Raw genomic sequence first — 24695 nt, 5'->3', positions numbered from 1 at the left:
CGGGTGTTTCAATCACCCGGCAGAAGCACAAGGGAGCGACGCTTTCAGGCGTGCCGGCGTTTAATCGTCGGGCAAAAACAGCGGCCCCATCGGCGGCCGCGGCAGACCAAAGTGGTCGGGATAATCCACGGCAACCAGATACAGCCCCTCGGCTCGCGCCGTCGCCGCCGCCAGATTGCGATCTTTCAGCGCCAGCAACTCGGCCATCCAGTTCTCATCCTGATTGCCGCAGCCGATCTCCATCAGGCTGCCGACGATGTTGCGAACCATGTGATGCACGAAGGCATTCGCCTTGATATCTACCACAATATATTCGCCGTAGCGCGTAACCTTAACGTGTTTTACGCAGCGCCACGGGGTGCGCGACTGACATTGCACCGCGCGGAACGAAGTGAAGTCATTCTCGCCCAGCAGCGCCTGCGCCGCCCGATGCATGCGTTCGGCGTCCAGCGGGTGATAAAAGTGCGTCACCCCCTGTTGCAGCACCGCCGGCCGGTAGCGATGGTTGAAAATAATATAGCGATAACGGCGCGCGGTGGCGCTGAAACGCGCGTGAAAATCGTCGGCGACGGGGCTCACCCAGCGCACCGCGATGTCCGGCGGCAGATGGGTGTTCACCCCCATCGTCCAGGCGGCGTCCTTGCGGCGCGCGGTGGTTTCGAAATGCACCACCTGCCCGGTGGCGTGGACGCCGGCGTCGGTGCGCCCGGCGCACAGCACGGTAATCGGCGCATCCGCCACCTTGCTCAACGCCTGCTCCAGGCGTTCCTGCACGCTGGCCACTTCTTGCTGCCGCTGCCAGCCGTAGTACCGGCTGCCGTCATATTCGATGCCCAGCGCGATCTTCAGCGTCGGCTGAGCGGGCGAGACCACCTCAGACATCAGTACATCTGCTCCTGCACCAGACGCTCGGCGGTTTCGATAGCCATCAGCGCGCCGCCGAAGCGCACGTTGTCCGCCACCGTCCAGAACTGCAGCAGCTCAGGGATGCCGTAATCGTTACGCAGACACCCGATGCTGAGCACATCGCTGCCGGAGGCTTCGGTGACCTGAGTCGGGTAATCGTCCTCTTCGCTCAGCTGAATGTCCTCGGCCTCTTCGAGCTCGCTGCGCGCCTCTTCGGCGGATAGCGGGCGCAGCGCTTCCAGGTGCACCACCTGCGCGTGGCCGTAAAACACCGGCGACTGAACGCAGCTCACCGAAATCGGCAGCCCTTCATCCTGCAGCACCTTGCGCACCTGATCGACGATCAGGCGTTCTTCGCGCACGCTGCCCTGCTCGTCGGCGACAAGCGGCAACAGGTTGAACGCCAGCTGCTTGCCGAAAACGCCCTCCTCGGCCGGGATGCCGTTCAGCAGACGCGCGCTCTGGCCGGCCAAGTCGTCCACCGCCACCTTGCCGCGCGACGATACCGACATCAGCGTGGTGACGTGCAGGCGCGACAGCCCCGCCTGTTCGGTCAGCGGTTTGATCGCCGTCAGCAGCTGGCTGACCATGCTGTCAGCCACCGCCACGATATTGCGGTTGCGGTAATCCGCCAGCACCTGCGGGTTAACGCCCGGTACCACCAGCGGCACATCCGGCTCCATGGCGAGCAGGCCGCTGGTGTCGATCACCAGGCAGCCCATGTTGCCGGCCTCTTCGGCATAGCGTGCGGAAGCTTCGCTGCCGGCGACGAAGAAGGCCAGCTGCGCCTGCGACCAGTCGAACTCTTCGGCGTTTTGCACCAGAAGAGACTTGCCGTTGAAGCGCACATTGGCACCCGCGCTGCGTTCGCTTGCCAGAGGATAGAGCTCACCCACCGGGAACTGGCGTTCCTGCAACAATTCCAGCAACGCTTCACCTACCGCGCCAGTGGCGCCGAGCAGCGCGATATTCCAGCCGTCAGACATTGGGTTTTCTCCAGAGTATTTCATTCATAAAAGCAGACGGGCAGTGCAGCCACCGCCCGATAATCTTTGCCGCTCACTGTAGCGACGTTGGCTTAAGACAACCTTACGCGCTACGCCAGGCTGAAGCCCAGTTTGCCGAGCAGCTCGGCGCTGGCACTGTCATCGCATTGCACGGCCAGCGAAGACCACTCGCGGCGTTCCTGGTAGTGCTTGCGCAGGCGATCGAATTCGCCCGGTTGCCCGGCGACTTTGCGCAGCGGCGCATCATCGCGGCGCACATCATACACCAAGTGCATCAATCGTTTTAACCGCGCTTCATCCAGCGGTCCGTTGAGGCGAATCTGGCTGAACTCCGGCACCGGCAGCAGCGAGGCCAACGCCACCTGCTGCGGCTGCCCCAGATGGCGGCTGAACGCTTCGAACACCTGAGTGGTGCCGCGCGCCTTGCCTTCCAGCGTATACCCGGCGATGTGCGCGGTACCGATATCCACCCGCGCCAGCAGCGGCAAGGAGAGATCCGGCTCCGGTTCCCACACGTCCAGCACCGTGCTCAGCTTTTTGCCCTTTTCCAGCGCCTGCAGCAAGGCGGCGTTATCCACCACCGGCCCGCGGCAGGCGTTGATCAGAATGCGGTTGTCCGGCAGCGCCGCCAACAGCTCGGCGTCCGCCAGATGCAGCGAATGGTATGGGCCGGATTTATTCAACGGCGTATGGAAGGTCAGCACGTCGGCCTCGGCCACCAGCTTCTCCAAAGGCCAGAACTCCCCGGCGTCGCCGCGATCGGCGCGCGGCGGATCGCACAGCAGCGTGCGCACACCCAGCGCTTTGAGGCGCGCGTCCAGGCGGGAACCGACGTTGCCCACGCCGATGATGCCGACGGTTTTATCCCGCAGATGGAAGCCATCGCGTTCGGCCAGCAGCATCAAGGCAGAGAACACATACTCGACCACCGCAATGGCGTTGCAGCCCGGCGCGGCGGAAAAGCCAATGCCCTGCCGTTGAAGCCAGGCGTCATCGACGTGATCGGTGCCGGCGGTGGCGGTACCGACAAAGCCGATGCGGCTGCCGGCCAGCAACGCTTCATTGACCTTGGTGACCGAACGCACCATCAGCGCATCGGCATCCGCCAGCGCCTCACGCGGGATCGGGCGGCCCGGCACCGCCTGCACGTCGCCCAGGCGGCTGAACAGCTCGGCCGCGTACGGCATATTTTCATCAACCAGAATTTTCACTGCGTTCTCCGACGGTTTACGGCTATTTGTCTGCGAAATAGTGTGCCACTGAATCAGGCACGGCGAAAGCGCTCAGGGGTGGTGCCGGCGATCTGCTGGAACATGACGATAAACGCCGACGCGGAGCTGTAGCCGACGTCCAGCGCCACGTCCTGCACGGTCTTGCCCTGCTCGAGCAGCGACACGGCATGCAGAAAACGCAGGCGCTGGCGCCATTCGCTGAACGACATGCCCAGATCCTGCTGACAGCGGCGCGACAGCGTGCGCTCGGTGGTGTAGACCCGAGCCGCCCACGCCGCCAGCGAGGTGTTGTCCGCCGGGCAGTGCTCCAGCGCTTCCAGCACCGGCGCCAAAAATTTGTCGTCCGACGACGGCAGATAGGTTTGCTGGCGCGGCGACAGGCGCAGCTGGTCGATCAGCACCTGACACAGACGCAAATCCTCCTCCGCCTGCGGAATGTACTGCTTGCGCGCATAGAAATCCTCGGCGATGGCGCGGAAGATCGGCGTTACGCTCACCAGACAGGGGTCGGCCGGCATGCCGGTGCACAGCGCCGGCGTGATGTCCACCATGCGGCACTGCGCCAGCCGCTGGTTATAACAGGAGTGTTCGATGCCGGCCGGCGCCCACAGCACGAACTCCGGCGGCGCCAGAAAGCGCTGCCCGCCGATGCGCAGCACCATCACCCCGGCTTTGACCCACATCAACTGGCCCCAGGTGTGGCTGTGCGGCTGAAATTCGGTGCGCGCGTTGAACTCCTCGCAGCGGAACTGCACCGGGTTGGGCGCCGGGATCAACGACTCAGGGAAATGGCGGATTTCTGGCATGGTTTCGTCCCGTGATTTGTCTTGTTTACGCCGATTTTTGTCTGGATATCGCTATATATGATAAACCGGACACGCGTAGACTAGCCAGCATGTTGGACGTTATTGAGAATAATTATCATGAATATGCTCTTCCCACTGTTGGCCGTGCTGATTTGGTCGATTAACGCCGTCGTCAGCAAACTCTCCGCCACCGCCATCGATCCGGCGGCCATCTCGCTCTACCGCTGGCTGTTGGCGCTGATTGCCCTCACGCCGTTCGTGCTGCCGGGCGTGCTGCGCAACTGGGCGCAGGTGCGCGCCAACTGGTGGAAATTGATGATCCTCGGTTTGCTGGGCATGGTGCTGTACCAAAGCCTGGCGTATTACGCCGCGCACAGCGTCAGCGCGCTGTTTATGGGCATCATCGTGTCGCTGATCCCGCTGCTGACCATCCTGATCAGCATCGTACTGCTGCGCATTGCGCCGACCGTCGGCGTGCTGCTCGGCAGCATACTCTCCTTCTGCGGCCTGATCTGGCTGGTCAGCGGCGGTCAGCCCGGCGTGCTGCTGCAGCATGGTATTGGCAAGGGGGAATTGATGATGCTGCTCGCCACTGCCTCTTACGCGCTGTATGGCGTGTTGACCAAACGCTGGGCCATCGCGCTGCCGAACTGGCAATCGCTGTATGTGCAGATCCTGTTCGGCGTGCTGTTGCTGCTGCCTAATTTCCTGATGGCGGAGGATGTCGGATTGAACGGCCATAACCTGCCGCTGGTGCTGTTCGCCGGCATTCCGGCTTCGATCATCGCCCCGTTCCTGTGGATCCAGGGCGTGATGCGCCTGGGTGCCAACACCGCCTCGATCTTCATGAACCTGGCGCCGGTGTTTACCGCCGCTATCGCCGTGCTGTTCCTGCATGAACAGCTGCACGGTTACCACCTGATCGGCGGCGGCATCACCTTGCTGGGCGTGATCCTGTCGCAGCGGCTGCGCACGCCGCTGACGCGTAAAGCCAAAGCCCCGGCGGCCAACGCAGAGTCCTGCAAAGAACAGGCTTAAGGCAGCAGCCTGAAACGCACCCGCACCAACAGGCCGCCCAGCGCGGCGGAGCTCAGCAGCTCCGGGCGGGTGCCGTGATACGCGGTGATGTCTTTCACCAACGCCAGTCCCAATCCGGCGCCCGGCTGATCGCCCACGTTGTCCAGGCGGTGAAACGGCTGCAGCGCCAGCGCCTTGTCCTGCAAGGCGATGCCGGGGCCGCTGTCTTCTATCTCCAGCACGCCTTCCCCTGCCGCCTTATCCTGAGTGAGGCGCGCGGTCACCACGCCCTGACGCGGCGTGTATTTTAGCGCGTTGTCCAGCAGGTTGGCGCACAGCTCGGCCAACAGCAGCGGCTCCCCTGCCACCTGACACGCCGCCTCGCCTTCGAACCCGAGATCGATCTGTTTACTGCGCGCCTGCGGCAAGCGGGAAAAGCAGGCATCGCGCAGCACCTGCGTCAGGTTGACCGGTTGCAACTTACGATCGGCCTGGTGCTCGCTGGCCTTCAGGCGTGAAAGATGCAGCAGGCGGTCGGTCAACGCCACGGTATTATCCAGCGTCGCGCTCATCGCCTGCAGGCTTTCGCGCCACTGCTGTGGCCGGTCACTGGCCAGCGCTACCCCAACCTGAGTCTTCAACACCGCCAGCGGCGTGCGCAGTTGGTGCGAAGCGTCGGCGCTGAAGCGCTCCTGACGCGCCACCATCAGCCGCAGCCGTTCGATATAGCGATTGAACGCCACCAGCAGCGGCTGCATCTCCGACCATGGCAATACCCGCGGCAAGGGCGTCAGCTCGCCCGGATCGCGCCGCAGCATGATGCCGGAGAGCTTACGCATCGGCTTCAACACCCGCTTGAGCAATGCGAACGCCAGGATCAGGGTTAACGCCACCACCGTGCCCTGACTCAGCAGCGCCGCGATCATCATCTGCCGCGCCAGGTAACGGCGCGACTCCAGGGTTTCCGCCACCAGAATGGTCGCCATGCCGCTCACGCCCGACTCGTTGACCGGTTGAAACAGCGCCGCCACGCGGATCGGCCTGCCGAGGTATTCCGCATCGTAAAAATGCACCAGCGCCGGGTAGAGCGTGGAACGCGGGATATGGGGCGGCAAAGGCGGCAAATCGTCATAGCCCGAGATGCTTTTCCCCTGCGGCGAGATCACCTCGTAATAGAGCTGATCGTTCATGTTGCGCTCGAAGCTGTCGAGCACCACATAGGGCACATCGACCGCCAACTTGCCTTCACGCACCACCAGCCGCTCCGCTACGGTGCGCGCCGACGCCAGCAGCGTGCGATCGTAAGCCAGGGTAGCGGCGCTCATGGCGCTAAAATAGTGGGTGTAGATCGAGATGCCGCCCAACGCCACCAGCGGCAGGCCAAAAAACAGCAGCAGTTGATAGAACAACGAACGCGGCGCGTTAAACCACCGCATTGCACAGCTCCAGGCTGTAACCCAGACCGCGCAGCGTGATGATTGCCACGTCGCTGCCCTGCAGCTTTTTCCGCAAACGGTGTACGTAAAGCTCGATGCTCTCCGGATTGGCCTCGTCAGACAGCGTAAACACCTGCTCAAACAGCTGCTGCTTGGCCACCGGGCGGCCGCGCCGGTGCATCAACGCGGTCAACACCGCCAGCTCGCGCGGCGTCAGCGCCAGCGGCTTGCCCTCCAGCAGGAAATAGCCTTCGTCGTGATAGGTCAACGCACCGTACTGCAACGCCGGCTGCGCGGCGCCGACGCTGCGGCGCAGCAGCGCCCGAATGCGCGCTTCCAGCTCGTCCAGTTCGAACGGCTTGGTGAGGTAATCGTCCGCCCCCAAATTCAGGCCCTTCACCCGATCGGCCACGTCGGTGCGCGCCGTCAGCAGCAGTACCGGCAGATCCTGCCCGCGCTTGCGCAGGCGCGCCAGCAAATCCAGGCCGTTCAAACGTGGCAGCGCCACATCCAACACCGCCAGCGCATAGCGTTCGTTGAGCAACAGATGATCGGCCGCCACGCCGTCCGGGGCGACGTCGACGGCAAAGCCGGCGCCGGTCAGCGCCTTTTGCAACCAGTGAGACAGCTCGGGGTGATCTTCAACCAATAACAGTCGCATGTTTCCATTCCATTGATTTACCTGAACAACCTGGCGCCAACAGCGCGCTTGTTAACAGGTCGATAACAGAGAATGGCATGGAAAATAAGGGGATAAAAGAGCGCCGCGCCGCCAGTTTTGGGAGCTGGCACACAATTATGCGTATGGAGCGCGATCGCAGGACGGTATCAGATCAGCGGAATGGGGCTATCGGCAACGGCAATGTCCAGCACCGGGCGCAGCTGGTCGGCGGTAAACGGCGAAGAAACCAGCACGGAGCGATTGTTGGCGGCAAACATCAGATCGATGCCGGTCACGCAGGCGGTCATCTGGCAAGCATACTTTTCACCGTCGGCGTTAACGAAATGCAGCTCAAACACGCCAATATCGGCACGCAGCCGCTTTAAACGGCACTGCCCGGTTTCACCGGTCATCTCTGCATAGACCTTTGGCAGCCGTTTAATCGCGCACACTTTGGCGCTGTCCCTGCCACCAAACAATTTCCCTAACGAAAACATATTGCTGCGTCTCTATTCATTTCATTGCTCATGATTTTATCGCGAAAGCAGAACCGCAAACCTGATATTACGCAGGATTTTTGCCGGTTTTGCCCCCTGTTCTTCTCTTCCTTTCTATGGTAGCGCACCCGTGATTCGCTGGCGACAAGCGACCCCAATCACAGACTGGAAACTTTTCCGGCCGCTGAAAGGTAAATGAAAGGTTGTTGTTTTAACAATCCTGCAACCGCATCCAGCGGGATTTCACAACCAGAACAATACCGAGGGCAAATCACAATGAAAAAAATAATGACCCGTACCTTTACCGCCGCCGCCCTGCTGCTGGCGGCCAATCAGGCCTTTGCCGTGGAAGCGCCCAAACGCACCGAATGTATCGCGCCGGCCAAGCCCGGCGGCGGCTTCGATCTGACCTGCAAGCTGATTCAGGTGTCACTACAGGACACCAAGGCCATCGATAAGCCGATGCGCGTCACCTATATGCCCGGCGGCGTCGGTGCGGTGGCCTATAACGCCATCGTCGCGCAGCGGCCGGCGGAGTTCGGCACCGTGGTGGCCTTCTCCGGCGGCTCGCTGCTCAACCTGGCCCAGGGCAAGTTCGGCCGCTACAACGTGGACGACGTGAAATGGCTGGCGGCGGTCGGTACCGACTACGGCATGATCGCGGTGCGCGCCGATTCGCCTTACAAGACCCTGAAAGACCTGATGGACGCCTTCCAAAAAGATCCCAACAGCGTAGTGTTCGGCGCCGGCGCCTCCATCGGCAGCCAGGACTGGATGAAAACTGCGCTGCTGGCGCGCGAAGTCGGCGTGGATCCACGCAAGATGCGCTATGTGGCATTCGAAGGCGGCGGCGAACCGGTAACCGCGCTGCTGGGCAACCATATCCAGGCGGTCTCCGGTGACCTGAGCGAGATGGTGCCTTATTTGCAGGGCGACAAGATCCGCGTGCTGGCGGTATATGCCGAGCAACGTCTGCCGGGTCAGTTGGCCGATATTCCCACCGCCAAAGAGCAGGGATACAGCCTGGTGTGGCCGATCATTCGCGGCTTCTACGTCGGGCCGAAAGTCAGCGATGAAGAGTATCAGTGGTGGATCGACACCTTCCAGAAAATGATGGCGACCGACGAATTCAAGCAGCAGCGCGATCTGCGCGGCCTGTTCGAGTTCAACATGACCGGCAAAGAGCTGGACGCCTACGTGAAGAATCAGGTTGCCCAATACCGTGAGCAGGCGAAAGTGTTCGGCCTGGCCAAATAACCGCAGGGGAAAACCATGAGCGATCGTATTTTTGCCGGCTTCTGGCTGCTGCTGTGTATCGGCGGGCTGTTCATCGGCTGGGGCATCCAAAGTGAATACAGCTATGAACCGCTGGGGCCGCGCCCGTTCCCGCTGGCGATCCTCAGCCTGATGGCGCTGTGCGCGGCCCTGCTGTTGCTGCGCCGCCCGCAGGCGGTGGAGTGGCCGCACAACAAGGTGCTGCAGCGGCTGCTGGTGCTGGTGATCACCCTGGTGCTGTATGCCTGGGGCTTTGAATGGCTGGGCTTCCCGCTGGCGACCGCGCTGCTGACGTTCAGCATCGGCCTGCTGTTTCAGGCCAGCCTGCCGGCGGCGGCCATTTCCGGCGTCGTCATGGGCGCAGCGCTGTATTACGCCTTTGACCAACTTCTCGATGTCACACTGCCGCTCGGCGCCTGGCTGAGCTAACGGGAGCGATGATGGATACCTGGATGTATTTGACCCAAGGGTTCGAAGTGGCACTGGTGCCGCAGAACCTGATTATCGCCCTGATCGGCTGCTTCGTCGGCACCATCGTCGGCCTGCTGCCGGGCCTCGGGCCGATCAACGGCGTAGCGATCCTGCTGCCGCTGGCGTTTGCCCTCAAGCTGCCAGCCGAATCGGCGCTGATCCTGCTGGCGACGGTGTATATCGGCTGCGAGTACGGCGGGCGCATCTCATCGATTCTGCTCAACGTGCCGGGCGACGCGGCGGCGATCATGACCGCGCTGGACGGCTACCCGATGGCACAGCAGGGGCGCGCCGGCGTGGCACTGTCCATCTCGGCGGTCAGTTCGTTCGTCGGATCGATGATCGCCATCGGCGGCATCATCCTGTTCGCGCCGCTGCTGGCCCGCTGGTCGCTGGCCTTCGGCCCGGCGGAGTATTTCGCCCTGATGGTGTTCGCCATCGCCTGCCTCGGCAGCATGATGAGCCAAAACCCGCTGAAATCCCTGCTGGCGGCGCTGATCGGCCTGGGGCTGGCGACGGTGGGCGTCGACGCCAACACCGGCGTTTACCGCTTTACTTTTGACAGCGTGCACCTCTCCGACGGCGTGCAGTTTATCGTGGTGGTGATCGGCCTGTTCTCGGTCAGCGAGATCCTGCTGATGCTGGAAAGCACCAGCGCCGGGCAAAAGCTGGTGCGTAAAACCGGCCGGTTGCTGTTCAACCGCAAAGAGGCGGCGCAGTGCGCAGGCCCTACTCTGCGCTCGTCGGTGATCGGCTTCTTCGTCGGCATTCTGCCAGGCGCCGGCGCCACTATCGCCAGTGCGCTGACCTACATGACCGAGAAGAAAATCAGCGGCAACAGCGACACCTTCGGCAAGGGCGACATCCGCGGCGTAGCGGCGCCGGAAGCGGCCAACAATGCCTCGGCCTGCGGCTCGTTCATTCCGATGCTGACGCTGGGGGTGCCGGGTTCCGGCACCACGGCGGTGATGATGGGCGCGCTGACGCTGTACAACATCACCCCTGGCCCGGCGATGTTCACCGAACAGCCGGATATCGTCTGGGGGCTGATCGCCGCGTTGCTGATCGCCAACGTCATTTTGCTGATCATGAACCTGCCGCTGGTCGGCCTGTTCACCCGCATGCTGACCATCCCGCTGTGGTTCCTGGTGCCGGCGATCGCCGCGGTATCGGCGGTGGGGGTTTATGCGGTGCACAGCACCACCTTCGACCTGCTGCTGATGGTCGGGTTGGGCGTGTTCGGCTACATCCTGCGCAAAATGCACTTCCCGATGTCGCCGCTGATTCTGGGCTTTGTGCTGGGTGAGATGCTGGAGCAGAATCTGCGTCGCGCGCTGTCGATCAGCAACGGCGAATTCGGCATTCTGTGGAGCAGCAGCATCGCGCAAACGCTGCTGGTGCTGGCGGTCGCGGTACTGGCGCTGCCGCCGCTGCTGCGCCTGATGCGCAAACGCCGCCAACCGGCGGCCGAGGCCAAGGCCGAGTAACGCAAAACGGGCGGGGAGTTCCCGCCCGTTTATTTTTAACGGCGTAGCGCCGCCACTCCCTTTTCCAGCGCCCCGATATCGTCATCGGCGAGCAGAGGTTGAATCACCGCAAAGTCCGCCTCGGACAAGTCATAGAGGCGCAGGGCAAGCAAACGCGCGATGATTTCCGGCGCGAATCGCCAACGGATAAACTTCGCCGGATTACCGCCGACGATAGCATAGGGTTCAACATCGCCGGCCACCACGCTGCCGGCGGCGACGATCGCCCCCTCGCCTATCGAGACCCCTGGCATCAACATCGCCCGCATGCCAATCCAACAACCGTCGCCCAGCCGGGTATCGCCTTTGGGGCGGTACGCCTGTTTGATGGTTGCCATAAACGGATACAGGCTCAGCCAGTCGATGCGATGGGTATGGTTGCCGCCCATCAGGATCACCGCTTCGGCCGCGATGCACACGTAATCGCCGATCAGCAGGCGGTCTATTTCGCCCAGCGGCTGCCATTGCCGGCTGACCGCGTCGCCGTGCAGATAGCGCACTACCGAGCGTTCGAAGCCGTTATCCCAGCAGTCGCTGTAGTAGCTGTGGGTGCCTTTGACGATGATATTCGGGTTGGTCACCGTCTGATGCAGCAGCTCGGTTTTGGACCAGTGTTTTTCGGACATGGCGTATTCTCTTGTTACGGGAATAAAGCCACGGAACGGAATGTCTGTGGCCGTGTTGTCGTTCACTCAACACGGCCATTCAAGCGATAAGCGCTCGTTTCAATCTCGGGTTATTCATCATTACGACCTCTCTTGCGAGGCGTAATGGTAGCCGATCACGCCTCGGCGGTCTTGCTTTTCAACAGCAGCACCCCGCCCATCACCAGCGCGCTGCCCAGCAGCTGCAGCTGATTCATGCTCTCCCCCAGCAGGAAATAGGCGATCACCGCGGTGAACACCAGTTCCAGCGACAGGATCAGGTTGGCCACCGCCAGCGGCAGCGTTTTCAGGCTGATATTGTACAGCCCGAAGCCCAGCAGCGTCGGCCCGGCGGCCAGCGCCAGCAGCAACAGCCAGCCGCTCCACTGGATGCCCTGTGCGCCGTGCGACAGGAACCACAGAGAGCCGGCCATGCCGTGGAACGCCGCCAGCGGGAACGCCGTCAGCGCCGCGTTGAACACCAGCTGGTACAGCGCCGAAAACCCGAACACGTACAGGATGGTGTTCCACACCGGATAGCCGCGTTCGCTGGCCACCCGCCCGCCGAGGGTATACAGGGTATAACCGATGCCCGACAGCATCCCGACCAGCAGCCCCAGCAGGTCGAAGTGGCTGTTCCCCATGCTGTCGCCGTTGCTGACCAGGAAGCAGCCGCCCAGGCTGATGGCGATCACCAGCAATTGGCGCAGCGTCAGGCGTTCGCTGTACATCACCCAGCCGAGGAACACGGTAAAGCCCACCGAGCAGTAGGTCAGAATGGTCGCCACCGACGCGCCGTTCAGCGCCACCGACAGCGTCCACAGGCTGTTGAACAGCGCCAGCAGCAGCCCGTAAAGCGCGTAGAACACCACCTGTTCACGGCGCAGGCGCGCCCACTGCGGTTTCACCAGCAACAGCAGCGGCAACAGCACCAGCGCCACCAGCGCCGCGCGCCAGAACGCCAGCACGAAGGTCGGCAGGTGATAGTACTCGGTCAGCGCGCGGATGATGATGGCGGTAAAGGCCAGCAGCATGGCGCTGATCATGGCGATGACGTACCCCTGGTGGCTGCCCTGAAAGAGGCGCGCGCCGGGCAGCGCCGGCCGGGCGGAAACGCCTGACGGTAATGACATGAGATCCTCGGAAAAATGGCGACGTAAATGCTCAGGCGGACAGTGTAACGCGGCTATTTTTTCTCACTATAGCCACTTTGCGGCGTTGTCATGCAGGCCACTTTTCTGCGCTTGAAGCCCTGTTGACATGGGGTATAGTAAAAATCTCTCTCCATAACCGGGCCAATTTCGCATGCATATCCCGTTGGATCGCGAGCAGGACGTTCCGCTCTATTTACAGATCGAAGAAGCGCTGCGGCGCGCCATCCTCACCGGCGTGTTCGTCGATGGCGACAAACTGCCCTCGACGCGCACGCTGGCGGCCGAACTGGCGGTCAGCCGTTTAACGGTGGACAACGCCTACGCCGAACTGGCGGCCAAGGGCTTTTTGCATCAGCGGCGCGGCAGCGGCGCCTATGTTGCGCACCCGCAGGCGCAAACGCGCCCGGCCCGGCCGAGCAGCGATGCCCCATTCCCGCTGGAGAGCTTCACCACCCTCACCTCGCGGCTGGACGGCTACGCCGACGCCCCGCTGCCGGAGGGGCTGATCAACTTCGCCGCCGGCGTCGGCAGCCCTAAGGTGTTTCCGCTGGAGGCGTTTCGCAAAGTGCTGCTGTCGGTGCTCAGCCGCCATGCGGAAGAGGCCTTCAGCTACGGGGAATACTGCGGCTACTACCCGCTGCGCGATACGCTGAGCCGCATTCTCAGCGCGCAGGGCATCCCCACGCAGGCGGAACAGGTGCTGATCACCAACGGCTCGCAGCATGCCATCAGCCTGGTGGTGCAAAGCCTGCTGGCGCCGGGCGATACGGTGATCGTCGAAGAACCGACCTACGCCGAAGTGCTGGGCCTGCTGCGCCAGCACCGCATCAATATCGTCACCGTACCGGGCGACCGCCACGGCATGCGGGTGGATTTGCTGCCGGAATTGTTAGAACGCCACCGCCCCAAACTGATCTACACCATCCCCAATTTCCACAACCCGACCGGCCGCTGCCTGAGCGAGGCGCGTCGGCGACGCCTGCTGGCGATCGCCCAACAGGCCGGCGTGGTGATCCTGGAGGACGATTTCGTCGGCGATCTGCGTTACCAGGGCAAGCAGCTGCCGTCGCTGCGCGCGCTGGCACAGCCGGGCGCGGTGATCTACGTCAGCACCTTCTCCAAGATGCTGCTGCCCAGCATGCGCATCGGCTATCTGGTGGCGGACAGCGAACACTATCAGCGTTTCGCCAGGCTGAAACACGTCGACAGCTTCACCAGCTCCAGTCTGATCCAGCGCGCGCTGGACGCGTTCGTCACCGTCGGCCGTTACGACAAGCAGCTGCGGCGCGCCGGGCGCGTCTACCGCCGCCATCTGGAAGTGATGATCGACGCGTTGCAACGGCGGTTGCCGCCGGGGTGCCGTTTCGAAACGCCACAAGGCGGCTTGTTTATCTGGCTGACGCTGCCCGCGACGGTAACCACCACCGAACTGATGCCGGTGGCCTGGCGACACGGCGTCACTTTCGCGCGCGGCGAATGCTTTTATGCGCAGGAACAGCTGGGCGCGCACGGCCTGCGGCTGAACTTCGCCGCCAACTCGCCGCCGCAGATTGAAGAAGGTATCGCCCGGCTATGCCGGGCGATTGAGGAGGTGATAACGGAGAAAAACGCCGGTTAGACGGCGGCCCACCACAGCCGCAGCTTCATCCCCCAGTAGCTGGTCCAGCCGGTGGTGCTCTGCACCACCTTGCCCTGCGAGACCACCACGAAGGTCGGCGTCACGCCAATCTGCCACTGCGCCGAGAGCGTACCAGCCGGATCGTTGACCACCGGCAGCGCCAGCCGTTTGCGCGCCAGCCAGTGTTTCACCTGGGTATCGTCGCCCGAACGCAGCGCGACGGTCAGCACGTTGCCGCCCGCCGCCTGCAAACGGGCGACGTCCGGCGTAGTGAAGCGGCAGACGCCGCACCAGCTGGCCCAGAAGTAAACCAGCAGCGGCCGCTCATGGCTGAGCTGCGCCAACGACACCTGCTCGCCGTCCAACGTGGCCAGTGTCTGGGCATCGAAGGCCGGCGGCGCCTGCGGCGCGTTCAGCCAATCCATCACCGTCACCACCGCCAGCGCGATCAGCGCCAGCAACAACAACTCGCGCCCCCAGCGCTTGAGCTTAGCCATGGTTGGCCTTCGCCAGCTGCTGTTTTACCATCGCTTCCAGCTCTTCATACGACACCGCCCCCGGCAGCATCCGATCGCCGATCAGCGTCGCCGGCGTCCCCTGCACGCCCAGCTGTTCCGCCAGCTCCATATTGGTGCGCAGCGTGCTCATGCTCTGTTCGCTGGGCGCCACCGCCTTGACGCCGGTTTTTTCTTGCGCGGCGGCGATGCTGGCGTTGTCGTGGAAGCCCTTTTTCGCCATCAGCCGCTGGTGCAGGGCCCAGAATTGATCCGGGTGCTGTTGCCAGGTGGTGAGCGCTACGCGCGCCGAACTGACCGAGCTTTCGCCCTTGAACGGCAGCAGCTTCACCACCAGCGCCACGTCCGGGTATTGCTTGACGATCTTCTCCAGCATCGGATCAAAACGTTTGCAGTACGGGCAGTTATAGTCGGTAAAGGTCACCAGCGTCAGTTTGGCGTTGGCGGCGCCCAGGCGCGGGCTGGCCGGATCCTGGTACAGCGTTTTGGCGTTCTGCTTGATAGCCTGGCTGATTTGCTGGCCGGCGGTTTGCTGCTGCCAGGCGTCCACCGCCTGCGCCAGAATGTCCGGGTTGGACACCAGCGTTTCGCGGATCATCTCTTTGATACGCGCCTCTTGTGCCGGGGTGAAAGGCTCGGCGGCCCACACCGGGGCGGCGATGATCATCAGTAAAATCAGTAGCTTTTTCATTGTTCGGTTCCTTTGGCATGGGAAAGCGTTTGCAGCACGGCGTCACGGGTCAACAGCGGGGATAACACCTCGCCGTCCGGGCTGCCGGGGCCATAGATTTGGTTGAAAGGCACGGCGACGCTGCCGCGCTTTTGCAGGAAGGCGCTGATGTCGGCCGACGGGCGGCTCCAGTCGCCGCGCAGCGCGACCACGTCGTCGGCGCTCAGCGCGCGCTGTACGTCATCGCGCAGCAGCACATTGAATTTGTTGGCTTTACAGGTCACGCACCAGTCTGCGGTCACGTCGACGAACACCCGCTTATGCTGGGCCAGCGCCTCGGCAATCGCCTGTTCGCTCAGCGGTTGCCACTGCACCCGATCCTGTAACGGTTGGCGCCACAGGCCGGCGGTCAGCGAGCCGGCCAACAAGGCCACGCCTGCCAGCACCAACGTGCCCGCCGCCAGCTTGGCCGCTAACCGTGCTCCCTGCTGACGCCATACTGCCAGCAGCAACGCCAGCAGCGCCAGCGCCCCCAGCCACAGCGTGGCCTGCACGCCGATATGATTGCTCAGCAGGCTCAGCAGCCACAGCGACGACGCCAGCATCAACAACCCCATCGCCAGCTTGACGGTATTCATCCAGCGGCCGGGGCGCGGCAAGCGCAGCGCCAGCGAAGGCCAGGCGGCGATCAGCAGCCACGGCAGGCTCATGCCGATGCCGAGTGCGATGAACATGCCCCACAGCACCGGCAGCGACGCCGCCAGCGCGAAGGCCACCGCCGTGCCGAGAAACGGCGCCGAGCACGGCGTCGCCAGCAGCGTGGCGAACGCGCCCTGCCAGAAATGGCCGCTCAGCCCGTGCCCGTTATGGGTGGCCAGCGACGTGTTCAGATCGGACGAGAGGCGCAGGTGGAACAGGCCGAACAGGTTGGCGCTGAACAGCAGCGTCACCAACACCATAAAGCCGATAAACCACGGATTCTGGAACTGAATGCCCCAGCCGAGCGCGTGATTGCCGAGGCGCAGCAGCGTCATCAACAGGGCCAACGCCATAAACGAGGCGACGATACCCAGCGACGATGCCAGGAACTGCAGCCGTACGCTGCGCCGATCGCGCCGCTCCACCTGCAGGATGGAGCCGAGCTTGATACCCAATACCGGCAGGACGCACGGCATCAGGTTGAGGATCAACCCGCCCGCCAGCGCCATCAATACCGCCTGCCATAACGGGAACGCCGCACCGGCGGGCGCGGCCAGCGGATCGCCAATCGGTAGCGTAATCTGCTGCGCCATGCCGCCGTCGTCGATCACCAGCGTCAGCGTTTTGCCGCGCAGATCCGGCGCTGCATCGCCCCAGCCATCGCTGACCGGCACTCGCGCCAGCAGCTGAGCACCGTCGGTCTCGACCTGCGGTTTGCCGAGATCGGCATCCGCCAGCGTATCGAAGAACAGCGCGGGCTGTTGCCAGCCATCGGCGCGTTCGGCGGCAATCTGCAGCTCGCCGTTGCGGTAACCGGCCTTGACGCTCTCCGCCACCCCGGCGGCGATCGGCACCTGCCCCATCGCCTGCGCGAAGTCGTGGTTAAACTGCGGATCGTTCGGCGTCGTCAGATCCAGGCTGAACGGATAGTCGGTCAGAATGCAGACGTTGCTGCAGGTGGATAGCGTCAGGGTGCCCGCCAGCGGGCCGGATACCTGGCCTGGCATCACGATCGGCAGCGTGACCCGATCGTGATAGCCCTGGGTGGAAATACCGGCCACCTCGAAACGCTGCGGCGTCGGCCAGTGCCAGGTCGCCGGCGGCGGGTTGCCCTGCCAGACGATAGCCGGCGCGATGCCGCCTTCGCCTGGGGAACGCCAGTAGGTTTTCCAGCCCTTTTGCAGCTCGACCGACAGCAGCAAGCGGGTCTCCCCCGGCTGTGACGTGTCGGCACGCAGCCGCACCTTGGCATGATCGTTGGCCGGATTTTGCAGCCAGCCGCTGTCCGCCGCCTGCAAGGCAGGCAGCCACAGCATAAACAGGCAAGCGCAGGCCAGCCTGATAATTTTCAACATGTTAATTCTCCATAAATGATTAATTCACCGCGAAAAACGGGCGATTAACTCATTCACGGAAAACGCATAATCGAAGGTGCACCCTGAGGGTGGGCGGTGAAATGGCACGAGGAGGAGGGATGCGCAGGCGCGCGGCGATGGTCGGCGCCAACAGCGCCAGCAGCAGACCCAGCCCGAACAGCGCGGTTTCGAACATCACCGGCGGCGCGGCCAGCAATGATTTGGCGCTCAGTTCACAGGGCGTCGGCTGCGCTTCGGCGGCGACGTCACCGGATTGAACGGCGATGGCCGCCGGGATCCCCAGCGTTTGCTGCAGCGCATGCAGGCCCGCCATGCGCTGGGTCATGCACGTCAGCACCACCAGGCAAGCCAGGCATAAAAACCATTTTGCAATCCGCTGCCGTTTAACCATGCCATCCTCATGTTCGGGTCTGGGGTTATCTTAGCGACGCGGGCGCGATTAGCAACGTTTTGTCGGTAAAGAAATGTCTGAGCGGCGGTATTGATGGCGGCGATTTACAGGTATCATAGTGGGTAAACCTGCGCTTTTCGCCGGGTACGATGACGATTCTCTCCTCCAGGCACACTGCGGGGATACACAGCGAAGGACAGGTGATATGCAACCTTTGAGTGGGCCGGGCACCCCAATCGCCGGCGAACGCCCTCCCTCCCCGGGCAAAACGGCGGCCACTGACGATCAACCCCTCTCTCCAGCGCAGCGCACGACGCTGGAAAAACTGATCGTGAAAATCATGACGCTCAGCCCGGCAAAATCGGCGGAGATCTGGGCGTCTCTGCGTCACGATCTCGGCGCCGACAACGGCGGTGAACTGCTGGCGCGTCATTTTCAACCGGCGGAACAGCTGCTGCAAACGCGCCTGACGCAGGCCCAGCAAAACCACGCCGGGCGCCAACTGTTGCAACAGCTGGCCGAATTGCTGCCGCAGGGCAACAACCGCCAGGCGGTCAGCGACTTTATTCGCCAGCAGTTCGGCCACACGGTACTGAGCCAGCTGAGCCCACCGCAGCTGCAGCAGGTGCTCAATCTGTTGCAGACCGGCGGCCTGACCATTCCTCAGCCGCAGCAAACCGCCACCAGCGATCGCCCGCTGCTGCCCGCAGAGCATCAAAGCCTGCAGCAGCAGGTTACCAAACTCAGCGCTGCCACCGGCGAAGCGCCGGCTAAAATCTGGCAAACGCTGTTTGATCTGGCGGGCGTGAAAACCAACGATCCGCTGCCGGCGCGCCACTTCCAGCTGCTGAACCAGTTTTTACAGGTGAAGGTGGCGCTCAGCCCACAGAGCGCGCCGACGCTGAACAACCTACTGGCGACGCTCAAACAACCGGCGGACGAGCAAGAGCTGCAGCAGATGAACGACTACTGCCAGGCGCGCTTCAACTGCGGCGCCAATGCGCCGCTGACGCATCCGCAAATGAGCGACGCCATTCATCAGCTGTTTGCCCGCCGCCTGGAAAAAGCCGGCCAGGCCCAGCCTATCGTCAGCCACGCTGTCGAGCCGCAGCCGCTGCTCAACCCGCTGATCGCCGCCCTGCCTCTGACGCTGCAGAAAGCGCTCAGCAAGCCGGCCGTGGCGCTGATCCTGTTGCTGTTGGCGCTGGCGGTCGTGCTGGCGCTGGTGTTTTAACGCCTCAGGCGCAGCCGCAGTCCACCACAGCCGCCCGATCGCGCAGCGATCCCGGCTGTTCGCCGATGGCCAACGGATGGCCGTCGCGCAGCCAGAAGTCCAGCCCGCCAATCAGCTCCTTCACCCTGAATCCCAGCTTCGCCAGCTTGTAAGCGCCTTTGGTAGAACCGTTGCAGCCGATGCCGTCGCAGTAGGTCACATACACCTTTTGGCGATCCAGCTGCGCCGTGCCGGCTTCATCCATCAGGCGATGCGGCAAACTGAGCGCACCGGGAATATGCCCGGCGGCGTACAGCGCCTCCGCGCGGGTGTCGATCACTACCATCCCGTCCACGCCATTGCGCAGATCTTCCGCCACGTCCCAGGCATCCGCATAGCGGCTCAGTTTGGCCGCCAGGTAGGCCAGGCTCTCTTCCGGTGCCGCCGGAGGAAAAGCCAGCACCAATGATTCTTTCGACATACCGCCCACTCCCGTGCATCAAGACAGATGACAATAGTGCCCCATTTTGGTCTTATGATTGATACCCATTTCCCAACCGTAATAAGGCCCATTATGCGGCACTCGCTGGTCACGTTGTTTCAGCAATCGCCCCACGCCCTCGGCACGCTGCGCGATCGCCTGTGCGGTGCATTGCGGCAGGCCATTCACCAAGGTGCATTGAGCGTTGGGCAACGCCTGCCTTCCAGCCGGGTGCTAGCCAGCGATCTGGGCCTCTCGCGGGTGACCGTCGAAGCGGCCTACGGTCGGCTGGAGTCAGAGGGATATTTGCAGCGCCGCGTCGGCCAGGGCACGTTTGTGGCGATTACCATCGCCAAATCACCGCCGCCGGCGACCAGCTCCGGCATGCCGCGTCTTTCGCAGCGCGGCCAACAGATCGTGCAAACGGGCGGCTGCCGCGATCCGCAGCAGCCACAGGCGTTTGCCGCCGGCTCGCCGGATCTGCGGGCGTTTCCGCTGGCCTTGTGGAAGCAACTGACCGCACAGCGCCTGCGGCTACAGGGAGAAAGCCTGCTGCGCTACGGCGATCCGCAGGGCTATTTACCGCTGCGTGAAGCGATTGCCGCCCACGTCAATCAAACGCGCGGCGTGATCTGCGATGCACGGCAGGTTATCGTGCTGACCAGTTCGCAGCAGGCGCTGCAGCTGATCGCCACGCTGCTGCTGGACGGCGGCGACAGCGTCTGGATGGAAGAACCGGGTTACACGGGGGCAAGAAACGCCTTTATCAGCGCCGGTGCCGCCCTGACGCCGGTCGCAGTGGACGGCGACGGCCTGCGTGCTCGCCCCTCCTTGCCCGACCCACGTTTGATTTATCTGACCCCCTCGCACCAATATCCGACCGGCGCAGCACTCAGCCTGGCACGCCGATTGGCGTTGCTGGCGCTGGCGGAAAGGCAGCAGGCCTGGATCATCGAGGACGATTACGACAGCGAGTTTCATTACGACGGCCTGCCGATACCGGCGATGCAGGGCCTGGATCGCCGTGGCCGGGTGCTGTACCTCGGCACCTTCTCCAAATCGCTGTTCCCCTCGCTGCGGTTAGCGTACCTGATCGTCCCGCCCACGCTGGTTGACGCGTTCGTCACCGCGCGCACGGTCTATGACGGCCACAGCGCGCAGCTGATGCAGGCGGTCACCGCCGAATTCATCCACCAGGGGCACTTCGCCGCACATATTCGCTACATGCGCCAGCTCTACCGCAGCCGGCGCGATGTGTTGCTGACGGAAGTACGCGAAAAACTCGGCCACTTCGCCACGCCCGCTCCCGCCGCCGGCGGCCTGCAGCTCAGCGTCTGGCTGCCGACCGGCCAGGAGGCGGCGCTCAGCCGGCAGGCGCGGCGGCTCGGCATCCTCACGCCCGGATTGACGGCGCAATACCAGACGGCGCAGGCGCAGCGCGACGGCTGGCTGCTGGGCTTTTCGGCCCTGACGCCGGGCGAGATCCGCAGCGCTGTAGAGCGGCTGGCGCAGATTGTGGCGGCTTAACCCGGCCCCAATGGGATGCCGATCGATTTATTGCTCGGTCAGGCGCATCTCCGCCACCAGCGGCAGGTGGTCGCTCACCGCCGGCCAATGCACACCGTTCCACTCGCCGCTGGCGTTCGGCACCGTCAGGCTGTCCAGATGCCAGCGCTGCGCGTTGCCGGTGAAGATGTAATCCACCTTGATCTCGGCGTTTTCCGCCGGCCAGCTGCGGCCATCTTGCCCGTTAGGCATGATGTCGTTCCAATAGCGGCTCAGCTCCAGCCAGGTCACGCTGCCCGGCACGTCGTTCATGTCGCCGAACAGCAGCTTGATGCCCCGCACTTCGATGGCGCGATCGTTCAGCTCCCGCACCTGATCCAGACGCATCGTCGGATCTTCCTTGGTATCGAGGTGAGCGTTGAACAGGGTGATCGGTGCCGGGAACTCCGGCACGTCGACCTTGGCGCTAAAGGCGATGCGCTGTTCACGCTGGCCGGACGGCAGCGGATAGATCACCGCATCGTGCAGCGGATATTTCGAGAGAAACGCCAGGCCATATTCACCGCCGTCGAAATCGATCGCCCGGCCGAACACCGCCTGCATGCCGGTCAGCTTCGCCAGCTCTGCCGCCTGATCGACCCGGCCGCTGCGGGCGGTGAGTTTATCCACCTCTTGCAGCGCCACCACGTCGACGTTCATCGCGCGAATCGCCTTGGCGATGGCGGTCATGTCGCTGACCTTGCCGGCGGCGATATTGAAGCTGGCGACGCGGATCTTCGGCGCCTGCTCCAGCTCGTAGGTTTTGTTTTTCAGGCCGCCCAGCGCGCTGGCCACTTCGCGGCTGTTGGCGTTGCTGTTGGCATGCCCGGTATCGGCAGACGCCCAGGCGCTGTGAGAAAGGCCAAGGGACAATAAGGTGATAAGCAGAGCGTGACCGGTGTGCATGAATTCTCCTTGAGGGACAGATAAGTGTTATGCGGGCGCTTCCCGGCCCACAGCTAACACCGATTTTGCCGCAGAAACCTGCGACGATTTCCTAGTTTCACCGCTATTTTTCGTTTCTGCGCGATGCTTCGCATTCTGGCGGTTTACGCATTGCATCGTTGGACAAACGGCTGATTTCGTTTTAAAACCGGTAGATTGCCAACCGCGAGGAGTTCCGATGACCAGCCCGATTGCCGAACAGCTCACCGAACGTTTCTTCCGCTACCTGGCGGTCACCAGCCAGAGCGACGCCGCCGCAACCACCCTGCCCAGCACGCCGGGGCAGCATGAGATGGCGCAACTGCTGGCGGAAGAGCTGCGCCGGCTCGGCCTGGCCGAGGTGCAGATAGACGAACACGCCACCGTCACCGCCCGCAAGCCCGGCACCCAACCCGGCGCGCCGCGCATCGGCTTTATCACCCATATCGACACCGTGGACGTCGGCCTGTCGCCCGAGATTCGCCCGCAGCGCCTGCGCTTCACCGGCGAAGATTTATGTCTGAACGCCGAGCAAGACATCTGGCTGCGCACCGCCGAGCACCCGGAGATCCTGCCCTACCGCAACGAAGAGATCCTGTTCAGCGACGGCACCAGCGTGCTGGGTGCCGACAACAAGGCGGCGGTCACCGTGGTGATGACGCTGCTGGCCAACCTGACCGCGGCCGATCGCCACGGTGATATCGTGGTGGCGTTCGTGCCGGATGAAGAGATCGGCCTGCGCGGCGCCAAGGCGCTGGATCTGCAGCGTTTCGCCGTCGATTTCGCCTACACCATCGACTGCTGCGAGCTGGGCGAAGTGGTGTACGAGAATTTCAACGCGGCGTCGGCGGAGATCCGCATCGAGGGGGTGACTGCCCACCCGATGTCGGCGAAAAACGTGTTAATCAACCCGATACGCATCGCCAACGACATCATCAACCGATTCGACGTGCAGGATACTCCGGAACACACCGACGGGCGCGAGGGCTATTTCTGGTTCACGGATCTGGCCGCCAATGCCAATCAGGCGACGCTGAAGGTGTCGATTCGCGACTTCGATAGCGCAACCTTCGAGGCGCGTAAAGCTCGCCTTGAGGAGACGGTGCGTCAGGTGGCGGCCAACTATCCGCGCGCCAACGTCAGCTGCAGCATCAGCGACATTTACAGCAACATCAGCAACGCCATCGGCGAAGATCGGCGCGCCATCGATCTGATCTTCGGCGCCCTTGCCGCCCACGGCATCCCGCCGAAGGTGATCCCGATGCGCGGCGGCACCGACGGCGCGGCGCTCTCCAGCCGCGGCATCCTGACGCCCAATTACTTCACCGGCGCGCATAACTTCCACTCGCGCTTCGAGTTTTTACCCGTCAGCGCCTTCGTGAAATCCTACCAGGTGACCCGCAGCATTTGCCTGTTGGCCGCCCGGCAGAGCGGTAATCAGAGTTAGCTCAACAGCCAGCCGACCAGCGCGGCCCACGCCAGCAGCGGCAGCGAGTAATAGTGGAAGCGCAACCAGATCTTGCGCTCCCCCGCCATGCGCAGCGCAATCAGGTTGGCGAGCGATCCGATGGCCAACCCGAAGCCACCGGCGTTAACCGCATACGCCAGCTGTGCGCTGGAGGGCACATAGTTGAGCAGCAAAATGGTGGCCGGCACGTTGCTGACGATCTGCGACAGCCCGACGCCCAGCGCATACACCCCGCCGTCGCTCAGCCCGGTTATGGCGGCAAACGCCGGCTGAAGCGGCGGCAGGCGGGTAAACAGGCCAACATCGATAAACATGGCGGCGAACACGAAAATCAGGCTCCAGTCGATCTGCAGCAGTACCCGGCGCGCCAGCAACAAAAAGCCGGCGAACACCACCAGCAGCCCATACAGCGGCAGACCGATATCCAGGCACAGCAGGAAAATCGCATACAGCCCTACGCAGCTCAGCAACAGCGGCCGTTGATAGGGGTAGCCCTCAGTATTCGGCGTTTTCACGATGTCGCGCGCCGGGAAGCTGAACCAGGTCAACGCCAACAGGCTCAGCATCATCGCGGCGCCAAACGGCGCCATCTGGCCGATGAAGCCGAGGAAAGAAAGGCCGGAGCGGCTCCACAGCAGGATATTTTGCGGGTTGCCGATCGGCGTCAGCAGCGAGCCGGCGTTCACCGCCAGCGCCTGAAAGATGATCAAACGGCCAACCGGCAGCGACGACAGCTTTTTCAGCGTGATGGTGAGCGGAATGACGATAAACAGCGCCACGTCGTTGGTCAGAAACGACGACAGCAGCGCGGCGGAAAACACCAGGAACAGCGCCAGCCGCCGTTCGCTGTGCAACCGGTTGATAATCTTGCGGCCAACGAAGTCGAAGTAGCCGCTGACCTCAACGCCTTTGGTCAGCAGCATCAGCCCCAGCAGGGTAATGAGAGTGCGGCCGTCAATAAAGCCGCCCAACGCCGCCAATGGCTGCGGATGAAAGACGAACATCGCCACGCCGGCCAGCAGCAATACATGCAGGAAACGGTCTTTGACAAAGGGATGGATAAGCCGGGAAATGGCGGTTGCACTCATGGTGGCAGCTTGAAACCTCAGCGAAAAGCATGAGCGAGACGTTAGCTCAGGCACAGCCGCAACGCCAGCAAAATG

At 63.0% G+C, this 24695-nt stretch carries 24 protein-coding genes; 8 read left to right on the top strand and 16 right to left on the bottom strand.

Annotated features, from left to right (window positions below; all coding sequences use genetic code 11):
• Nucleotides 1–60: 60 nt before the first annotated feature.
• The 4 genes from truA to FHU12_RS03955 all read right to left on the bottom strand — a co-directional run bounded on the left by truA (nucleotide 61) and on the right by FHU12_RS03955 (nucleotide 3951).
• Nucleotides 61–882, bottom strand: a complete 822-nt coding sequence (gene truA / locus FHU12_RS03970) for a tRNA pseudouridine(38-40) synthase TruA (protein ID WP_141967558.1) — start codon at nucleotides 880–882, stop codon at nucleotides 61–63.
• Nucleotides 882–1892, bottom strand: coding sequence for an aspartate-semialdehyde dehydrogenase (locus tag FHU12_RS03965; RefSeq protein ID WP_141967556.1), 1011 nt, complete (start codon nucleotides 1890–1892; stop codon nucleotides 882–884). Before FHU12_RS03965 ends, truA begins: the two co-directional genes overlap by 1 nt.
• Nucleotides 1893–2002: 110 nt before the next feature.
• Nucleotides 2003–3124 carry a 4-phosphoerythronate dehydrogenase PdxB gene (pdxB, locus tag FHU12_RS03960; protein ID WP_141967554.1) on the bottom strand — a complete coding sequence of 374 codons (1122 nt, stop codon included), beginning with the start codon at nucleotides 3122–3124 and terminating at the stop codon, nucleotides 2003–2005.
• A 53-nt stretch (nucleotides 3125–3177) separates the two neighbouring features.
• Complete coding sequence (locus FHU12_RS03955; RefSeq protein ID WP_141967552.1) at nucleotides 3178–3951, bottom strand: AraC family transcriptional regulator; 774 nt, start codon at nucleotides 3949–3951, stop codon at nucleotides 3178–3180.
• Nucleotides 3952–4068: 117 nt separating this feature from the next.
• On the opposite strand from FHU12_RS03955, the gene FHU12_RS03950 reads away from it, so the two are divergent.
• A complete protein-coding gene (locus FHU12_RS03950; RefSeq protein WP_049207333.1) occupies nucleotides 4069–4989 on the top strand; it encodes a DMT family transporter in 921 nt (306 codons plus the stop codon).
• Here FHU12_RS03950 and FHU12_RS03945 read toward each other — a convergent pair.
• The 3 genes from FHU12_RS03945 to FHU12_RS03935 form a co-directional block, all read right to left on the bottom strand.
• On the bottom strand, nucleotides 4986–6404 hold the full coding sequence (locus tag FHU12_RS03945; RefSeq protein WP_141967550.1) for a sensor histidine kinase: 1419 nt from the start codon (nucleotides 6402–6404) through the stop codon (nucleotides 4986–4988). The two genes, FHU12_RS03950 and FHU12_RS03945, sit on opposite strands and share 4 nt — an antisense overlap.
• Nucleotides 6391–7065 (bottom strand): transcriptional regulator TctD, encoded by a 675-nt coding sequence (gene tctD / locus FHU12_RS03940; protein ID WP_123892214.1) that lies wholly within the window; start codon nucleotides 7063–7065, stop codon nucleotides 6391–6393. Before tctD ends, FHU12_RS03945 begins: the two co-directional genes overlap by 14 nt.
• 167 nt (nucleotides 7066–7232) lie before the next feature.
• Entirely contained in the window at nucleotides 7233–7478 is a 246-nt protein-coding gene (locus tag FHU12_RS03935; RefSeq protein WP_260440691.1) for a hypothetical protein, read from the bottom strand.
• Between the two features lie 360 nt (nucleotides 7479–7838).
• Between FHU12_RS03935 and FHU12_RS03930 the strand changes: the two genes are divergently transcribed.
• From FHU12_RS03930 to FHU12_RS03920, 3 genes are read left to right on the top strand one after another with little or no spacing between them, the layout of a single operon-like run.
• Nucleotides 7839–8819 carry a Bug family tripartite tricarboxylate transporter substrate binding protein gene (locus FHU12_RS03930; RefSeq protein WP_033635359.1) on the top strand — a complete coding sequence of 327 codons (981 nt, stop codon included), beginning with the start codon at nucleotides 7839–7841 and terminating at the stop codon, nucleotides 8817–8819.
• Between the two features lie 15 nt (nucleotides 8820–8834).
• Nucleotides 8835–9266, top strand: a complete 432-nt coding sequence (locus FHU12_RS03925) for a tripartite tricarboxylate transporter TctB family protein (RefSeq protein WP_019453755.1) — start codon at nucleotides 8835–8837, stop codon at nucleotides 9264–9266.
• A gap of 11 nt (nucleotides 9267–9277) precedes the next feature.
• Nucleotides 9278–10795 carry a tripartite tricarboxylate transporter permease gene (locus FHU12_RS03920; RefSeq protein ID WP_016926872.1) on the top strand — a complete coding sequence of 506 codons (1518 nt, stop codon included), beginning with the start codon at nucleotides 9278–9280 and terminating at the stop codon, nucleotides 10793–10795.
• A gap of 35 nt (nucleotides 10796–10830) precedes the next feature.
• Here FHU12_RS03920 and FHU12_RS03915 read toward each other — a convergent pair whose 3' ends face one another.
• Together FHU12_RS03915 and FHU12_RS03910 are read right to left on the bottom strand one after the other, a co-directional pair.
• Nucleotides 10831–11460: a CatB-related O-acetyltransferase gene (locus tag FHU12_RS03915; RefSeq protein WP_141967546.1), complete on the bottom strand. Its 630-nt coding sequence runs from the start codon at nucleotides 11458–11460 to the stop codon at nucleotides 10831–10833.
• 155 nt (nucleotides 11461–11615) lie between these two features.
• The gene (locus FHU12_RS03910; protein WP_141967543.1) at nucleotides 11616–12611 is read right to left on the bottom strand and encodes a DMT family transporter; all 996 of its coding nucleotides are present in this window, start codon (nucleotides 12609–12611) and stop codon (nucleotides 11616–11618) included.
• Between the two features lie 172 nt (nucleotides 12612–12783).
• On the opposite strand from FHU12_RS03910, the gene pdxR (FHU12_RS03905) reads away from it, so the two are divergent.
• Nucleotides 12784–14250, top strand: a complete 1467-nt coding sequence (gene pdxR / locus FHU12_RS03905) for a MocR-like pyridoxine biosynthesis transcription factor PdxR (RefSeq protein WP_141967541.1) — start codon at nucleotides 12784–12786, stop codon at nucleotides 14248–14250.
• Here the strand turns inward: pdxR (FHU12_RS03905) and FHU12_RS03900 are convergent.
• Genes FHU12_RS03900 through FHU12_RS03885 form a run of 4 tightly spaced genes read right to left on the bottom strand, consistent with a single transcriptional unit; the run spans nucleotide 14247 to nucleotide 17901 of the window.
• Nucleotides 14247–14747: a protein disulfide oxidoreductase gene (locus tag FHU12_RS03900; RefSeq protein ID WP_141967539.1), complete on the bottom strand. Its 501-nt coding sequence runs from the start codon at nucleotides 14745–14747 to the stop codon at nucleotides 14247–14249. The two genes, pdxR (FHU12_RS03905) and FHU12_RS03900, sit on opposite strands and share 4 nt — an antisense overlap.
• Nucleotides 14740–15456, bottom strand: a complete 717-nt coding sequence (locus FHU12_RS03895) for a DsbA family protein (RefSeq protein WP_141967537.1) — start codon at nucleotides 15454–15456, stop codon at nucleotides 14740–14742. The genes FHU12_RS03900 and FHU12_RS03895 overlap by 8 nt, the downstream gene beginning before the upstream one ends.
• The gene (locus FHU12_RS03890) at nucleotides 15453–17489 is read right to left on the bottom strand and encodes a protein-disulfide reductase DsbD family protein (protein ID WP_141967534.1); all 2037 of its coding nucleotides are present in this window, start codon (nucleotides 17487–17489) and stop codon (nucleotides 15453–15455) included. Before FHU12_RS03890 ends, FHU12_RS03895 begins: the two co-directional genes overlap by 4 nt.
• 49 nt (nucleotides 17490–17538) lie before the next feature.
• On the bottom strand, nucleotides 17539–17901 hold the full coding sequence (locus tag FHU12_RS03885; RefSeq protein WP_141967532.1) for a copper resistance protein: 363 nt from the start codon (nucleotides 17899–17901) through the stop codon (nucleotides 17539–17541).
• A 205-nt stretch (nucleotides 17902–18106) separates the two neighbouring features.
• Between FHU12_RS03885 and flk the strand changes: the two genes are divergently transcribed.
• Nucleotides 18107–19135 carry a flagella biosynthesis regulator Flk gene (flk, locus tag FHU12_RS03880; RefSeq protein ID WP_141967530.1) on the top strand — a complete coding sequence of 343 codons (1029 nt, stop codon included), beginning with the start codon at nucleotides 18107–18109 and terminating at the stop codon, nucleotides 19133–19135.
• Between the two features lie 4 nt (nucleotides 19136–19139).
• On the opposite strand, the gene FHU12_RS03875 is transcribed toward flk, so the two are convergent.
• Nucleotides 19140–19595, bottom strand: coding sequence for a rhodanese-like domain-containing protein (locus FHU12_RS03875; protein WP_141967528.1), 456 nt, complete (start codon nucleotides 19593–19595; stop codon nucleotides 19140–19142).
• 93 nt (nucleotides 19596–19688) lie between these two features.
• Here FHU12_RS03875 and pdxR (FHU12_RS03870) point away from each other — a divergent pair, with 93 nt between their 5' ends.
• Complete coding sequence (gene pdxR / locus FHU12_RS03870; protein WP_185742272.1) at nucleotides 19689–21122, top strand: MocR-like pyridoxine biosynthesis transcription factor PdxR; 1434 nt, start codon at nucleotides 19689–19691, stop codon at nucleotides 21120–21122.
• 27 nt (nucleotides 21123–21149) lie between these two features.
• Here pdxR (FHU12_RS03870) and FHU12_RS03865 read toward each other — a convergent pair whose 3' ends face one another.
• Nucleotides 21150–22046, bottom strand: coding sequence for an endonuclease/exonuclease/phosphatase family protein (locus FHU12_RS03865; RefSeq protein ID WP_141967524.1), 897 nt, complete (start codon nucleotides 22044–22046; stop codon nucleotides 21150–21152).
• A gap of 217 nt (nucleotides 22047–22263) precedes the next feature.
• On the opposite strand from FHU12_RS03865, the gene pepT reads away from it, so the two are divergent.
• Nucleotides 22264–23511 carry a peptidase T gene (gene pepT / locus FHU12_RS03860; protein WP_141967523.1) on the top strand — a complete coding sequence of 416 codons (1248 nt, stop codon included), beginning with the start codon at nucleotides 22264–22266 and terminating at the stop codon, nucleotides 23509–23511.
• Here pepT and FHU12_RS03855 read toward each other — a convergent pair.
• Nucleotides 23508–24620 carry an SLC13 family permease gene (locus FHU12_RS03855; RefSeq protein ID WP_141967521.1) on the bottom strand — a complete coding sequence of 371 codons (1113 nt, stop codon included), beginning with the start codon at nucleotides 24618–24620 and terminating at the stop codon, nucleotides 23508–23510. The two genes, pepT and FHU12_RS03855, sit on opposite strands and share 4 nt — an antisense overlap.
• Nucleotides 24621–24695 lie beyond the last annotated feature (75 nt).

Source organism: Serratia marcescens (genome assembly GCF_006715005.1).
Taxonomy (GTDB): domain Bacteria; phylum Pseudomonadota; class Gammaproteobacteria; order Enterobacterales; family Enterobacteriaceae; genus Serratia; species Serratia montpellierensis.
The sequence above is the reverse complement of the archived record's forward strand: the minus strand, read 5'-3'. Positions and strand labels throughout refer to the sequence as shown.

Coding starts and splice junctions, on each gene's coding strand:
- truA (WP_141967558.1), bottom strand. CDS start 882: ATGTCTGAGGTGGTCTCGCCCGCTCAGCCGACGCTGAAGATCGCGCTG.
- FHU12_RS03965 (WP_141967556.1), bottom strand. CDS start 1,892: ATGTCTGACGGCTGGAATATCGCGCTGCTCGGCGCCACTGGCGCGGTA.
- FHU12_RS03955 (WP_141967552.1), bottom strand. CDS start 3,951: ATGCCAGAAATCCGCCATTTCCCTGAGTCGTTGATCCCGGCGCCCAAC.
- FHU12_RS03950 (WP_049207333.1), top strand. CDS start 4,069: ATGAATATGCTCTTCCCACTGTTGGCCGTGCTGATTTGGTCGATTAAC.
- FHU12_RS03945 (WP_141967550.1), bottom strand. CDS start 6,404: ATGCGGTGGTTTAACGCGCCGCGTTCGTTGTTCTATCAACTGCTGCTG.
- tctD (WP_123892214.1), bottom strand. CDS start 7,065: ATGCGACTGTTATTGGTTGAAGATCACCCCGAGCTGTCTCACTGGTTG.
- FHU12_RS03935 (WP_260440691.1), bottom strand. CDS start 7,478: ATGACCGGTGAAACCGGGCAGTGCCGTTTAAAGCGGCTGCGTGCCGAT.
- FHU12_RS03930 (WP_033635359.1), top strand. CDS start 7,839: ATGAAAAAAATAATGACCCGTACCTTTACCGCCGCCGCCCTGCTGCTG.
- FHU12_RS03925 (WP_019453755.1), top strand. CDS start 8,835: ATGAGCGATCGTATTTTTGCCGGCTTCTGGCTGCTGCTGTGTATCGGC.
- FHU12_RS03920 (WP_016926872.1), top strand. CDS start 9,278: ATGGATACCTGGATGTATTTGACCCAAGGGTTCGAAGTGGCACTGGTG.
- FHU12_RS03915 (WP_141967546.1), bottom strand. CDS start 11,460: ATGTCCGAAAAACACTGGTCCAAAACCGAGCTGCTGCATCAGACGGTG.
- FHU12_RS03910 (WP_141967543.1), bottom strand. CDS start 12,611: ATGTCATTACCGTCAGGCGTTTCCGCCCGGCCGGCGCTGCCCGGCGCG.
- pdxR (WP_141967541.1), top strand. CDS start 12,784: ATGCATATCCCGTTGGATCGCGAGCAGGACGTTCCGCTCTATTTACAG.
- FHU12_RS03900 (WP_141967539.1), bottom strand. CDS start 14,747: ATGGCTAAGCTCAAGCGCTGGGGGCGCGAGTTGTTGTTGCTGGCGCTG.
- FHU12_RS03895 (WP_141967537.1), bottom strand. CDS start 15,456: ATGAAAAAGCTACTGATTTTACTGATGATCATCGCCGCCCCGGTGTGG.
- FHU12_RS03890 (WP_141967534.1), bottom strand. CDS start 17,489: ATGTTGAAAATTATCAGGCTGGCCTGCGCTTGCCTGTTTATGCTGTGG.
- FHU12_RS03885 (WP_141967532.1), bottom strand. CDS start 17,901: ATGGTTAAACGGCAGCGGATTGCAAAATGGTTTTTATGCCTGGCTTGC.
- flk (WP_141967530.1), top strand. CDS start 18,107: ATGCAACCTTTGAGTGGGCCGGGCACCCCAATCGCCGGCGAACGCCCT.
- FHU12_RS03875 (WP_141967528.1), bottom strand. CDS start 19,595: ATGTCGAAAGAATCATTGGTGCTGGCTTTTCCTCCGGCGGCACCGGAA.
- pdxR (WP_185742272.1), top strand. CDS start 19,689: ATGCGGCACTCGCTGGTCACGTTGTTTCAGCAATCGCCCCACGCCCTC.
- FHU12_RS03865 (WP_141967524.1), bottom strand. CDS start 22,046: ATGCACACCGGTCACGCTCTGCTTATCACCTTATTGTCCCTTGGCCTT.
- pepT (WP_141967523.1), top strand. CDS start 22,264: ATGACCAGCCCGATTGCCGAACAGCTCACCGAACGTTTCTTCCGCTAC.
- FHU12_RS03855 (WP_141967521.1), bottom strand. CDS start 24,620: ATGAGTGCAACCGCCATTTCCCGGCTTATCCATCCCTTTGTCAAAGAC.